12 protein-coding genes are annotated in these 13,186 nt (G+C 70.0%); 10 read left to right on the top strand and 2 right to left on the bottom strand.

What is annotated here, in order from left to right; translation table 11 throughout:
• The first annotated feature begins 23 nt into the window (after positions 1 to 23).
• The 5 genes from WME90_RS27560 (at position 24) to WME90_RS27540 (ending at position 5,842) form a co-directional block, all read left to right on the top strand.
• Complete coding sequence (locus tag WME90_RS27560) at positions 24 to 1,097, top strand: cyclase family protein (protein WP_437274988.1); 1,074 nt, start codon at positions 24 to 26, stop codon at positions 1,095 to 1,097.
• A 398-nt stretch (positions 1,098 to 1,495) separates the two neighbouring features.
• Positions 1,496 to 2,194, top strand: a complete 699-nt coding sequence (locus WME90_RS27555; protein WP_437274987.1) for a response regulator transcription factor — start codon at positions 1,496 to 1,498, stop codon at positions 2,192 to 2,194.
• Positions 2,091 to 3,695, top strand: coding sequence for a HAMP domain-containing sensor histidine kinase (locus WME90_RS27550; protein ID WP_437274986.1), 1,605 nt, complete (start codon positions 2,091 to 2,093; stop codon positions 3,693 to 3,695). The genes WME90_RS27555 and WME90_RS27550 overlap by 104 nt, the downstream gene beginning before the upstream one ends.
• 85 nt (positions 3,696 to 3,780) lie before the next feature.
• On the top strand, positions 3,781 to 4,743 hold the full coding sequence (locus WME90_RS27545; RefSeq protein WP_437274985.1) for a hypothetical protein: 963 nt from the start codon (positions 3,781 to 3,783) through the stop codon (positions 4,741 to 4,743).
• Positions 4,744 to 5,074: 331 nt separating this feature from the next.
• Positions 5,075 to 5,842, top strand: coding sequence for a DUF6748 domain-containing protein (locus WME90_RS27540; protein WP_437274984.1), 768 nt, complete (start codon positions 5,075 to 5,077; stop codon positions 5,840 to 5,842).
• A 66-nt stretch (positions 5,843 to 5,908) separates the two neighbouring features.
• Here the strand turns inward: WME90_RS27540 and WME90_RS27535 are convergent, their stop codons facing one another.
• Entirely contained in the window at positions 5,909 to 6,946 is a 1,038-nt protein-coding gene (locus tag WME90_RS27535) for a PA0069 family radical SAM protein (protein ID WP_437274983.1), read from the bottom strand.
• 219 nt (positions 6,947 to 7,165) lie between these two features.
• On the opposite strand from WME90_RS27535, the gene WME90_RS27530 reads away from it, so the two are divergent.
• On the top strand, positions 7,166 to 7,588 hold the full coding sequence (locus WME90_RS27530; RefSeq protein ID WP_437274982.1) for a cupin domain-containing protein: 423 nt from the start codon (positions 7,166 to 7,168) through the stop codon (positions 7,586 to 7,588).
• Positions 7,589 to 7,704: 116 nt separating this feature from the next.
• On the opposite strand, the gene WME90_RS27525 is transcribed toward WME90_RS27530, so the two are convergent.
• Positions 7,705 to 8,151, bottom strand: coding sequence for a CoA-binding protein (locus tag WME90_RS27525; protein WP_437274981.1), 447 nt, complete (start codon positions 8,149 to 8,151; stop codon positions 7,705 to 7,707).
• Between the two features lie 83 nt (positions 8,152 to 8,234).
• On the opposite strand from WME90_RS27525, the gene WME90_RS27520 reads away from it, so the two are divergent.
• The 4 genes from WME90_RS27520 (at position 8,235) to WME90_RS27505 (ending at position 13,171) form a co-directional block, all read left to right on the top strand.
• Positions 8,235 to 9,416 (top strand): mechanosensitive ion channel family protein, encoded by a 1,182-nt coding sequence (locus WME90_RS27520; RefSeq protein WP_437274980.1) that lies wholly within the window; start codon positions 8,235 to 8,237, stop codon positions 9,414 to 9,416.
• Positions 9,417 to 9,480: 64 nt separating this feature from the next.
• Positions 9,481 to 10,443 (top strand): L-lactate dehydrogenase, encoded by a 963-nt coding sequence (locus WME90_RS27515; RefSeq protein ID WP_437274979.1) that lies wholly within the window; start codon positions 9,481 to 9,483, stop codon positions 10,441 to 10,443.
• A 237-nt stretch (positions 10,444 to 10,680) separates the two neighbouring features.
• The gene (locus WME90_RS27510) at positions 10,681 to 11,691 is read left to right on the top strand and encodes an ADP-ribosylation factor-like protein (RefSeq protein WP_437274978.1); all 1,011 of its coding nucleotides are present in this window, start codon (positions 10,681 to 10,683) and stop codon (positions 11,689 to 11,691) included.
• A complete protein-coding gene (locus WME90_RS27505; protein ID WP_437274977.1) occupies positions 11,678 to 13,171 on the top strand; it encodes a hypothetical protein in 1,494 nt (497 codons plus the stop codon). The genes WME90_RS27510 and WME90_RS27505 overlap by 14 nt, the downstream gene beginning before the upstream one ends.
• Positions 13,172 to 13,186 lie beyond the last annotated feature (15 nt).

The following is a 13,186-nucleotide window of genomic DNA, read 5'->3' as shown; positions in this document are numbered from 1 at the left end:
CGATGGTACCCAGGAGGTTGTCCATGAAGCCTGGAGTGATGCCGTTACGTGGCGCGATCGTGGTGACGATGGTTATCAGCCTGATCGGAGGCGCGGCGCTGGCCCGCGGCGTGCCGATGCTGCAGAGTTACGATCCGGTGCCCGGTCCCTCGCCGTGGGGCCCTGACGACGAGGCGGGCGCCTCCAATACGCAGACGCCGGACAAGGTCCTCGAGGGCAAGCGCCTGATCAAAGAGGGCAAGGTCTATCGACTGGGGCACGTCTACGAGCCGGGTATGCCGGCGTTCCCGGGCAACCAGGGGCTCTCCCTGGAGGCCGGGCCGACCACGGTGATCCAGCAGCAGGTCACGAACTCCGAGGTGATGCACGGGGAGTTCGGCCAGATGGGGACGGAGTTCGATGCGCTGGGCCATTTCGGCTACATCCCGCCCGGGAGCTCGGACCCCGCCGACGCGCTCTTCTACAACCAGTTCACCGGCGCCGAGGTCCTCACGGAAGACGGGCTCGCGCACCTCGGCGTCGAGCACGTGAAGCCGATCGTCACGCGCGGCGTCCTCCTCGACGTCAAGCGCTACGCGAACGGCGGGAAGACGCTCGCGTTTGGCCAGGAGATCACGCTGGCCATGGTGATGAAGACGCTGCGCGCGCAGAAAATGGACGAGCGCGACATCGGCGCCGGCGACGTCGTGCTGATCTTCACGGGCTGGGAGGAGAACTGGGAGCTCGGCACCGAGGGGTATTACACGCAGCCGGGCGTGGGGCTGGCCCAGCCGGGGATCGGGATCGAGGTCGCGATGTGGCTCTCCTCGAAGGGAATCGCCTGCGTGGGGTCGGACAACTTCGGCATCGAGGTCACCCCGCCCAAGGCTCCGGTGGCGCCGGGGGTGGTCTTCCCGGTGCACCATCACCTGCTGGTGAAGAGCGGAATCTTCATGCACGAGGTGATGGTGCTCTCGGAGCTGGCGGCGGATCTGGCCGCAGAGCTCAAGGAGCGGCCGCACGGACACAAGAGCCCGTACGAGTTCTTCTACGTGTACAGCCCGCTGCCCCTCCGGGGCGCGTCCGGATCGCCGGGGATCCCGCTCGCGATCCGGTGAGCGGATCGGCGCTGCGTCGGATGGGATGCTGACACCAGGGCGCCGGTGAAAGAGCTGGCCAAGGATCGTCTGGTCGGCGGTGGGATGCATCGGTCTGCGGGGAGGCGGGCTGGGAAGCGAACCGCCGAAGCGAAAAGGGCGCCAAGAAACCAGGGGAGCAGGAGGGGAATCAGGTGCTCTCCATCTCGGCTGTTCATCAATGATGTGGAGATGAAGGCGCCGTAACTTCCGCGGTGACAGCGTGAGCCGCGTCTCCTCCTCCTGGCTTGCCCCTCGCTGGTCTTTTCGCGGCGATGGTGATACCGTCGGCCAGTCTTGCGCCCGCCGCCGGCGCAGAAATCGCCGCGACGGCTCATCATGCCCGCGTGGGCGATCCAGGGCAGGCGACCCTAGGGACCATGGGAACGATCCTGCTCATCGAAGACGACACCGCGCTCGCCGATGTGCTCTCGCTCGCCTTCGAGGACGCCGGGCACGCGGTCCTCCGGGCGTGTGACGGCGTGGAGGGGCTCCGACGGATCGAGGGGTCTGGGCCGGATCTCGTGATCAGCGACGTGAACATGCCCCGGCTCGATGGCTTTAGCCTCTGCCGTCGCCTGCGCGAGGCCAAGAACCTCGTGCCCCTCATCCTGCTCACCTCGCGCGACACCGAGATCGACCAGGCGCTCGGCCTGGAGCTCGGCGCCGACGACTACGTGGTCAAGCCCTTCAGCACCCGGGTGCTCCTCGCTCGTGTGCACGCCCTCCTCCGGCGACAGGAGATCCGCGCGGGCGCCTCGAAGGCGGGCTGCGTCGTCGCCCTCGGCGCGCTGCAGCTCGACCCGGAGCGGCTCGAGGTGCGCTACCGCGGCGCGCCGGTCACGGTGACGCTCACCGAGTTCCGGCTCCTCGAGGCGCTCGCGGCGCGGCCAGGCGTGGTGTTCTCGCGCAACCAGCTCCTCGATCTCGCGCGCAACGACGACTCCACCGTCGACGCGCGCCTCGTCGATACTTATGTTCGGCGCCTGCGCCGCAAGATGGAGGCGGTCGATCCGGCCTTCGAGCGCATCGAGACCGTCATCGGCGCAGGCTATCGGTGGCGGGATCGTGGCGCGTAGCAGGGGCTCGCTACGCCGTCAGGCATACGCCGTGATCCTGACCGTGGTGGCGGTGCCCGTCGTCGCGATCGCCTTCACATCGCTTGTTATCGACAGCGGCGACGATGCGACCCGACGGACCCAGCGTTGGGCGCTGCGTGGCGCCGAGGCAGCCCAGGCCGCCGTGGAGACGGACGCTGGCGACGATCTCGCGCTTCGCGAGGCGCTCGAGGAGGTATCCCTGCGCAACGGCGTGCGCGTCCGGGTGATCGACGGTGACGGCCGCGTGATCGCGGACGGCGACCGTGAGCCCACCGCCTCGTTGCGTGACCGGATCGGCGAGCTCTTCTGGGGCCCGGCAGGCCCCCCGACCCTGCACGCCCACGAGGAGACAGCCCCGCCGCTCGCCGAGCGCACGGAGATCCGGCGGGCGTTCGCGGAGGGCCGTGACGAGGCGTGCGAGCGCGTGTTCGGTGGCTCGCTGCTCGTCTGCCATGTTGCCGTCAGGACGACATGGCGAGGGGGGACCTTCGTGGTGCTCTCGCAGAAGAGCGTGCGCCTCGCGTTCCTGGCGCTCTACGACGTGCGCTATCCGGTGCTCAAGCTGACCCTCTGCATGCTTCTGGTCGGCTTCCTGCTCGCGACGTGGCTCATCCGGCGCATGCTGGCGCCGATCCAGGAGCTGCGGGAGCAGGTGCTCTCGCGCAAGCGCGCGCCGCTCTCGGGCGACGCCATCCCCGTGGGCGCACCCGTGGAGATCGCCGAGCTCGCCGGTGCTTTCAATACGCTCCTCGCCGCGATCGCCGAGCGAACTCGCCAGAACCATGCCTTCATGACCGACCTCGTGCACGAGCTCAAGAGCCCGGTCGCCGTGGTGCTCACGGCTGCAGAGGTGATGCGCGGCGAGGGGACGCTCCCTGCGCCGCGCGCAGAGCGCCTGGGCAGGGCATTGCTCACGAGCGGGCGCAGGCTCGACACGCTGGTGACTCAGTTCCTCGACCTCGCGCGCGCCGAGGCGGGCTTGCCTGACGAGGAGCGCGCCGAGATCGACGCCGCGGAGCTCGTCCGTGGGCTTGTCGATTCCATGCGAACCGAGGAGCGGCACGCCGGCGTGCGCTTCGAGGTGGACGCGGTGCCCGTGAAGGTCCTGGTCATCTCCGGCCGGATCGAGGTCGCGATCCGCAATGTGCTCGACAATGCGGCCTCCTTCGCCGGAGGGGAAGGCGCCGTGCTGATCCGGGTGAGCGCCGTCGAGGGTGGGTGCGCAATCGAGGTGAGCGACACCGGGCCCGGGATCGCTCCGGAGAACCTGCCCCGGGTCTTCGACCGGTTCTTCACCGACCGGCCCGGCGGCAAGGGCACTGGCCTCGGCCTCGCGCTCGCGAAGGCCATCGTCGAGGCGCACGGGGGATCCATCGCCGTCGTCTCGCCGCCGGGGCAGGGAGCGGTGTTCACCCTCCGCCTTCCGCCCGTTTCACACGGTATACACAGCGAGACCATCGACGTTTCACCCGGCGAATAGGCTGGATTTCAAGCCCGACGTGCAACCTCTCCTGCGTCAACGATGTGGCGCACGGCGAGTCGTTCCGTGCGCCGAGGAGCTTCTCATGAACGCCACCAAGCCTGCGCTCAACCGATTCCACGCTCAACCGGAGATTCACAGGGTCGAAATCCTGGCACGGCGAGCTGCGCTCGTCGCGATCATGCTCGCCGCCGCGGCGTGCGTCGAGATAGAGGACCGATCGTGCACGGACGACGATCCCGCGTGTTCGCCCGTCGCCAAGGAGCTTATTCGGTTCACAGCTCCCACGATCCAGTGCATCGAGGGAAGCAGCGACGCGTTCATCGAGTTCTCCAGCTACACCGGCCACGCGTCCTATCAGCCAGCCGCCGATCAGTGGGTCAAGATCATGGACGCATCGGGTGCGCTGGTGTCGCCCTACGTGAGCCCGGGCGATCCGTACATCACCCCGGTGTACACGTCGCCGCCGCTGTCGCTGACGCCGGGTGCGACGTACACGGTCGAGATCGTGATGGGCACCGGCGTGCATGCCTATCCGGGCATAGACCCAGACTTTCCCTATACGAATGCGACCCTGACCGCGCCGGACTGCGCGCCTGATAGCGGCACGCCCGATAGCGGCAAGGGGATGACGTGGGGCAAGTACGGCGCCGACCCGATCACGGGCGTGCTCCAGGTCGGTTGCCAGCCAGGCAGCTTCGATTGCGATCCTTACCACGGCGACACGTCGTGCTCGACGCCACTGCCAGTTTTGTGCAAAAATCCGCTGGCGCTCCCTGAACCGGCGACGTTCACCGTGTCACCGGACGCCAAGCACGTCTGGTCAGGCAACGTGGTGGCGACGACGCCGGCGGTGGCGCCTGCGGCGGCCGGCCTGAACAGCCGAGCGGCGGTGAACGCGTACTGCGCGGCGGAGTTCGGCGCGGGATGGGAAGTGGCCGAGTTTCACGACGGCTGGGGCTGGAACTTCACGGCGTACGGCAACGTCGGCACCGCGCCGCGCTTCTGGGTCGACATCAACAATCAGCCTGACGGCAACTGCTGGTGAGCTCCGCGCCGCTCGCGCTGAGCATCGTCCGGCGCTGCTCGTAGAGCATCTGCAATGAAGGCGGCCCCCTCGACGCATAGACAGAGTTATTGAACCAGCGTCGATTTCCCAGGGGGCCGGATCGCATCCAAAATATTCTGTCACTACAGCGCAGGTCCCGCAGTTCGGGCTTGACGACTCCGAAGCGTGTGGGATCTCCCCTCAGGGGCATACCGCGCTCGCGACAGATCGCTGCTCCGACCCGCGGAAGCCCACGAGGGCGCCACGAGCTCGCGGACAGGCCGAGGCGCCCGCATCTCCTTAACACTGTGTCCGCTCCTGGAGAACACCGATGTTCAACCTGACCCGTCATCCCATCTCGCTGCTCGCGCTGCTCGGCTCGCTGGCCCTGCCGTCGCTCGCGTGCGAGGTCCCCGCAGAGGATGCCCTCGCATTGGACGAGGCGCAGAGCGAGCTCGCCGCCAAGGGCGATCTCGGCGCGGTGGCCGCGGCCGAGATCGCCGTCGCCGACTATTTCATCGTGACCCGCCCTGACTACCGCAAGTGCATCGCACCGATCTGCGGCGGTCATTTCGTCGCCCGCGTCAATACAAGCGTGACTCGCTGCGCTGATGGGACATGGCAAGAAGAATGCCATATGTTCGAGCTTGATCTAGCGAGGCTCGGGCTCGATCCGTCGACGGAGGCCAAGGCCAAGGAGGCGTTCGGCGCGGGGACGGCGCTGGTCCGTGGCGAGCTGACGCTCGTCGCGAGCCGCGGGCTGCGGCCAGCCGACGTGCTCGTCGCCAGCGAGATCTGGCTTGGGGCGACTGGCAACACGCCGAAAGGGCACTTCTCTCGAGTCGATGACGCCCGGACCGTCTGCAAGACGTACCCATGCCCCTACTTCTCCGAGCAGAGCCTGAATACCAGCGTGAGCGGCCCGCTCGACGGCATCGATCTGTCCGTGTCGGGGGCCACTCCGGAGCAGGTCGCCAGCGGCATGAAGGAGCTCTCCGCGAGCGGTCTGCTGGTGGCCGGTCAACACACGGTGGTCACCGGTCCGTCCGGCTCGATGAACCGCCTCGAGGCGGCGGAGTTCTACCAGCACCTGCAATGAGGCTGGCCGGTATGCCCTGAGGGAGCCCGTACGGCCTTCTCTTCCCCGAGTGAACGAGCGCCGCGCTCAAAGATCGAACAGCGTCCCCTGCCGGCTCGGCCGCCGGAAGGTCGAGCGCTCTTCCGCCTCGTCGGCCGCGTCGCCCACGCGCGCCCGGTTCAGCCCGAGCCGCTGGCAGTGGACCTCGAACAGCCGCTGGATGGCCGCCCAGCGCGGCCCCGCGCCCTGGAAGCGCGCCCCGAAGGCGGCCTCGTTCATCTTGCCGCCCCGCATCTCCTGGATACCGCGGCGGACCTTGGCGGCGCGGTCCGGGAAGGCCTCCTCCAGGCGCTCGTCGAAGACCGGGAGCACCTCGCGCGGCAGGCGCAGCGGCATCATGAACGCGCTCTCTGCGCCGGCGTCCCGCGCGCGCTCCAGGAGCTCGGGGACATCGCTGTCGTTCAGGCCAGGGATCATCGGCGACAGCGAGATCCCCGTCGGTACGCCAGCGTCGGAGAGCGCCCGCATCGCGGCGAAGCGCAGCGACGAGCGGCTCGCATACGGCTCCATCTTGCGCGCCACCGCGTCGTCGGCGAACGGGATGCTGAAGTGGACCCGGGCGCGCGCCCGGCGCGCGAGCTCGCCAAGCAACACGGCGTCGCGCCGCACCAGCGCGCCCTTCGTGATGAGCCCGACCGGGTTCCTGAACGCAAGGCACACCTCGAGGCAACGGCGGGTGAGCTCATAGCTCGCCTCGAGCGGCTGGTAGCAATCGACATTGCCGGAGAACACGATCGTGTCTCCCTGCCAGCTCGGCTTGTTGAGCTCCTTCTCGAGCAGCTCGGGCGCATTCGACTTGACCACGATCTTGCGGTCGAAATCCGTTCCGGCGCCCCACCCGAGGTACTGGTGCGACGGCCGGGCATAACAGTAGGCGCACGCGTGAAGGCAGCCCCGGTACGGGTTGACGCTGTACCGGAATGGAAGATCGGGGCTGTCGTTCGCGGTCACGATGGAGCGGGCCTGCTCCTCGAAGATCTGCAGCGTCGCCGGGGGCGCCTCTTCGAGGTACTCGACCTGCGTCGACGACCACGGGTTCGGAGGGTTGTTCACGGGGCGCGGCATGGTGCGGAGTGCTCCGGGCGAAGAGGCGGGCGCGGCGCGCGCAGTGTAGCGCGTCCCGGTCGGGATGGGAGCGTTTGTTCAGTAGAGCCCGGCGGGCTCGCTCGGGGCGCCTGGGACGCACCGGTCGCGTCGGCGGGGGCGACGGTGGGAAGAGCGGATTGACGCGGTGCGGGAGCCCTGCTGGCATGGACGCCCTCAGTCGAGACGGGGGAGGGAAAGATGGCCGAGCCGAGACAGCCTGGGTTCGATCTCCGCAGCACGTACCTGCACCTCGCGGACGGGGGGGATGCGCTGCAGATCGATGTGAAGCCGACGTTCTGGCAAGAGCTCATGTCCGACGAGACGACGGCCGCCGACATCCGGCGGGTCAAGCACGTGGACGGCTGGCTCGTGACGAGGTTTCACATGGCCGAGGACACGCCCCGGTGGGAGATGCACCCGGCCGGGGACGAGATCCTGTACCTCCTCTCGGGCACGATCGACGTGGTGCTGCAGGACCAGGGCAGCGAGCGGGTCGTCGCGCTGCGCGCAGGGACGGCGTGCACGGTCCCGCAAGGGGTGTGGCACCGGATGATCGTCCACGAGCCGGGGGATTTCGTGGCGATCACGTACGGCAAGGGGACGCAGCACCGAGCGGCGTAGCCGCCCCACGGCGAGGCCGCGTCCGACCTCCCGGCGCCGAGCCTCGCGGCGCTGCCTCGGAACGAGGTGGATGGGAGGCGCGGAGGAGGTCGATGTCCTCGACGACGTTCGGCGCCTCAGCCCCGCCCTGCGTGGCGGCGGTGCTCGACCATCAGGCAGCGGTCTTGCACGACCAGGATGCCGGCCTCGACCAGCCGCTCGGCCACCTGGTCGTTCCGGATGCCGCTCTGCAGCCAGACGGCGCGCGGCCTCGCGGCGAGCAGGTCGTCGAGGTGCGCGGCGACGTCCTGACCCCGCCGGAAGACATCGACGATGTCGATGGGGCCCGGGACGTCGGCCACCCGGCGATAGACCTGCTGGCCGAGGATGGTCTTCACGTCAGGGTAATAGACAGGGACCGGGATCACCTCGACTCCCGCGCCCTGCAGGTAGCTCGGCACGTAGAACGCTGGCTGATCCGACTGCGCCTCGGTCTTGATGCCGAGCACGGCGACGCGCCGCGCTGAGCGCACCAGCTCTGCCACCCGGGCCTCGTCGTCGCTGAGTTCGCGAATGTCGTCCATGGAGGGAGTCTACGCCCCCGGGCGCCGCTCGGCGACCGATCGCCGCGCTCGGGTCGTGGCGGAGTTGTGGCAGACTCGGCCGCGTGAACCTCGACCGGCTCCCCGCGCTCTGGGCCGACCTCATCCGCGCTCCCGCTTCGTTGCCCGTCGCGCTGGCGATCTCGGCCTCCGTCCTCGCGCTCGGCTTCTTCGTCTACCGCCTGGTCTTCGCCTCGCTCTCGCGCCTCGCGGGCGCCACGCAGACGTCGCTCGACGACCTCCTCGTCCGCCGCATGCGGCTGCCGGCGCGCATGCTCGTCGCGCTGCTCGCGATGCACGCGTTCATCTCCCTTCGCGGGGGAGAGCTGCCCATGCTCCACAAGGGCGTGCTCCTCCTGGAGCTCGCCCTCGCGTCGTACCTCGCCATCGAGATCGCCGAGACGCTGATCATCGACTACTGGCTCGCCGAGCGCCGGAAGGTGCAGCTCCCCGCGCTCGTCCGGCACCTCTTGCTCACGATCCTCTACCTGGTCGCCGGGCTGTCGATCGTCGGCGCGGTCACCGGGGTCGACCTCGTGCCGCTGCTCGCGACCTCGACCGTCATCACGGTGGTCCTCGGCCTCGCGCTGCAGGACACCCTGGGCAACCTCTTCGCCGGGCTCGCCCTGCACTCCGAGCGGTCGTTCGGCGTCGGCGACTGGATCCTCGTCGACGGGGTCGAGGGGCAGGTGATCTACGTGGGATGGCGCTCCACGCGCCTCAGGACGTTCTCCGGAGACGTCGTTATCCTGCCGAACTCGATCATCGCCAAGGCGCGCGTGCAGAACTTCTGCGCGCCGGACCGGAACTGCGCGCGCAACATCGAGATGCTCGTCGCGCTCGCCGCCTCCCCCGAGGCGGTGGAGCGCGCGGCCCGGCGCGCCTGCGCGGAGGTGCCCGAGGTGCTCCGCGAGCCCGCGCCCAGGCTCTGGCTCGCCGCCGTCACGCCGCTCTTCCAGCGCTATGTCATCAAGTTCTGGATCGCCGACTTCGAGCGCCACGATCTGCTGGAGTCCGAGGTCATGAAGGCGTTCTTCCGCGCGTGCCGCGACGAGGGCGTGGCGCTCAGCCCCGCCACGGCGCAGCCGGCCCTCGCCGTCGAGATAGGGCCCCCAGCGTTCGCCGCGGGGCCCGCCGCGGGCGTCGCCGGCGCCGCAGGGCCCGCCGCCGACCCGAAGGCGGCGCCGCTGGTCCTGCCGGCGATCGTCGTGGCGCCGGCCGCCCCGCCGCCGGGCGGCCACCGCTGAGCCCGCGCGGCTCTGCGGCCCGAATTGCCTTGGTTCAGCCGCCTCCCTGCGGTACCCGGGCGGTATGCCTGAACACCGGTCGGTCTCTCCCAGCAAGGTCGCGATCGTGGGCGCTGGCAGCGTCGGCGCGACGATCGCCTATGCGTGCCTGCTCCGCGGCGCGGCGGAGCAGGTCGCCCTCTTCGATGTGAACCGGGCCAAGGTCGACGCCGAGGTGCTCGACCTCAACCATGGGCTGCAGTTCGTGCCGGCGGCCGCGCTCGAGGGCAGCGATGACGTCGAGGTCTGCCGCGGGGCGGACGTCGTCGTCATCACCGCCGGCGCGAAGCAGAAGCCGGGGCAGAGCCGGATGGACCTCGCCACCGCGAACGTCGCGATATGCCGCGAGCTCCTGCCGAGGCTCCAGGCCGTCGCGCCCGACGCGCTCTATCTGCTCGTCACGAACCCGGTCGACGTGATCACGTATGTCACGCTCAAGCTGACCGGCCTCCCGCCCGCCCGCGTGATCGGCAGCGGCACGGTGCTCGACAGCAGCCGGTTCAGGTTCCTTATCGCGAGGCGGCTCGACGTGGCCGTGCAGAACGTCCACGCGTACATCGCGGGCGAGCACGGGGACAGCGAGGTGCCGCTGTGGAGCAGCGCGAGCGTCGCGAACATCCCGCTCGACGCGTGGTCCGTGCCCGGCCACGCCGCGCTCGGCGCGAGCGACCGGGCCGAGATCTTCTCCAACGTGAAGAACGCCGCCGCCCAGGTGATATCAGGCAAGGGCGCGACGAACTACGCTATCGGCCTCGCGACCGCCAAGATCCTCGAAGCCCTGCTCCGCGACGAGAACCGGGTGCTGCCCGTCAGCAGCCTGCTGAGCGGCTATCGCGGGATCGACGATGTCTGCCTGAGCGTGCCGTGCATCGTGAACCGGTCCGGCGTCGCGTCGCGGCTGCCCATCCCCATGAGCCCCGAGGAGGAGGCCGGCGTCCGGGCCAGCGCGGACACGATCCGCAAGGCGATCCGATCGCTCGGGTTCTGACGCGACCCCGTGCGGCCGGGGCGCCGCGCGACGCCAGCCCGCGCGCGACGTCGACAGACAGCGCGCGCGTAACGTTCGGGACACGGCACCTCGATCTCTACGCAGTTCCACGACTCCGCTGGTCGTGGAGGCGCGCTGTGATAGCACTCAAGCCCTTGGACACCGCGGGGGGCGCGGGCCGTCCGCCGTGGAGCGGCCCGCGCAAGTCCGCCTGTCGGGCGGGGGCGAGGTGCGAAAATGACCGTCGAACTTTCGATCCTCTTCGGGCTCGGCACGCTCGGCTGCGGCGCCGGCATGGCATGGCTGGCGGCGCGGACGGCCGCGCTGAGAGGACAGCTGCGCGACACAGCCCAGCAGGGAGAGGCCCTCCGTCGCGCCACCGCGGAGCTCGACCATCTGCGGGCGGAGCTCGCCTATGACCGGGAGTCGCTCGGGCGCGTCCAGAGCGAAGAGCGCCAGAAGGTCGAGTGGCTCGACGCCCAGCAGCGCGAGATCGACTGGCTGAGGCGGGAGCTGGACGTCCGGCCCAAGCTCACGCAGAAGCGGTACAGGATCCTGACGCTCGGCATCAAAGGGACCGGAAAGACGTCGCTCACGCTGAAGTGGGCCAATCCCCTCGTCGATCTCGGCAAGCTGCAAGGGACGAAGATCGAGCGTTACGAGCGGACCGTGAGCCACGTGTCCAACAAAGACGAGCTGACCGAGCACATCTTCGAGATCGGCGACTGGGGCGGAGAGCACCTCGTGGAGGCCCAGCACGAGCTCGTGATGGAAGAGGTCCATGGCCTCCTCCTCGTGGTCGATCTCGCGGCCAACGACGGGCGGCAGGTGGATCTGGCCCGGATAGAGGAGCAGATACGGGAGTTCCAGCCGCAGTCGCTCCGCTATTTCTTCGGCTCGAAGACGCTGGCCGCGTGCAAGGCCGTCGTCCTGTTCATCAACAAGTCGGACGTCCTCGCCGGGACGCCGGCCGAGATCGACGCCGAGGCGCGCAAGCTCTATCGGCCGCTGATCGACGGGATCGAGCGGTTCAAGAACCACGTGGACACGCGGGTGCTCGTGGGGTCCGCGAGCTACGGCCACGGCACACACCACCTGTTCTCGCACCTCGTCGAGCGCATCCTGCCGAAGCACGCCTACGACGGCCAGCTCCTCCAGCGGATCAAGCAGGACGTCTCCGCGCCGGCCGTGGTGTCGCAGGCGGCGCGGCTTGCGGCCCCGCGGGTCGAGCTCAATGGGCAGGAGTGACGGAGCCGCCGCGGGCTACGAGCCCCTGCGCTACCGCGCCGACGACGACGCGCCGTGGTATCACGTGCTCCACGGGAACGTCCCGGAGCACCAGATCGACTTCATGTACGGCCCCGAGGTGCCCCAGGGGGCCCTGACGCCGACGCACTTCAGCCACCTCGCGCGGCTGATGAAGTACATCGAGCCGCAGACGAGCGGCGCGCACGCGTTCGCGATCGGCAACCTCTCGCGCGACGATACCCAGCACGAGGCGGGGCACGGCGCGATCGCGCTGATCTTCGCGTTCCGGATCGGCGGCGCGACGGACCACGCGGGGAGGGGGCACCCGCCGTTCGCGCACGGGATCCTCGCGATCGATCGCGAGGTGCGGCGCGCGTCGCTGCTCGAGGCGATCACCTCGTTCCACCGGCGCGCCACGGGCGGCGGAGAGGCGGGCTCGCCCGCGGAGGCGTTCTACCGGGCGTACGTGCGCGCCGTCCTGGAGCGCCCGGACGGCGCGCGCGGCGAGGTGGAGCGGTATGTGGATGCGTTTCGCGATCTCCCGCGCCTCCCGCGGAGCGACCTGCCGTGGGCGTGGGTCGCGGGCGCGGAGCCGAGGCGGATTGTGATCGTCCATGGCGACGCCGAGCCGTTCGGATCCATCGCGAGCGTGGCTTCGCGGCTGGCGGCGGTGCTCTTCCGGTCGAACATCCGGTGGACCGCGATCACCACGGGTCGAGAGGCGGATATCCCGGGCGGGCTGTCGGTGCGGCTCGTGGCCGAGCGCGACGTCGCGCCGGAGGATCACAAGGGCCGGCTCCTGCGCATCGAGCAGGTGCCCGAGGACGAGGCGGACGTCGCCCGCGCCGTGTTCGGCGCGAGGCCCTACGGCGTGGAGGCGCCGCGGGCCGTGGGCTGGCGGGAGCGGTATGCGGCGCGGCTCGCGCCGGTTCCCGGTGCGAGCGCGGGCGCGGCGTGTGCGGGACCGGAGACCCGGGCCGAGCAGGGTGGGCAGGCGCTGGCCGAGCAGAGCGAGGGGGCGCGGGCCGAGGGGCGCGGGGAAGCCGCGGCCGGCACGGCGCAGGCGGGCACGCGAGCGGTGGCGGCGGAGAGCGAGCGGGACGAGCGCCGGCGTGCGGCGGAGACGCCGCGACCGCGGAGGTGGGTCAGGAGGGCAGCGGTCCTCGGCGCCGGCGCGGCGCTGGCCGCGGTGGGGTCGTTGCTCGGCACCATGCCGGAGGCCTCGCGCGAGGCGGAGCGGAGAGCGGATGTCGCGGCGCCGCGAGGCGTGGTGATGGGGAGTGCGCCGGCCCTCGCAGCGCCCGCGCCGGCGGCCTCGAGCCCGCCGGAGGCGTCGCCGGCGGACGCGGGCTCTTCACGAGCGGCGCTGCGCGAGGGGCCGCCGCGGGCGCCAGCGCGGTCGAGACAACGCAGGACGCCGCCGAAGGCCGTTGGGACCTCGGAGCCCACGGTGTTCGACAGCGCGCCCGTGTTCGAATAGGCCTCCTTCGAGGGA

This window comes from Sorangium sp. So ce375 (assembly GCF_051473855.1).
In the GTDB taxonomy this organism is placed as follows: domain Bacteria; phylum Myxococcota_A; class Polyangia; order Polyangiales; family Polyangiaceae; genus Sorangium.
This window is presented reverse-complemented; position numbering and strand designations above follow the sequence as displayed.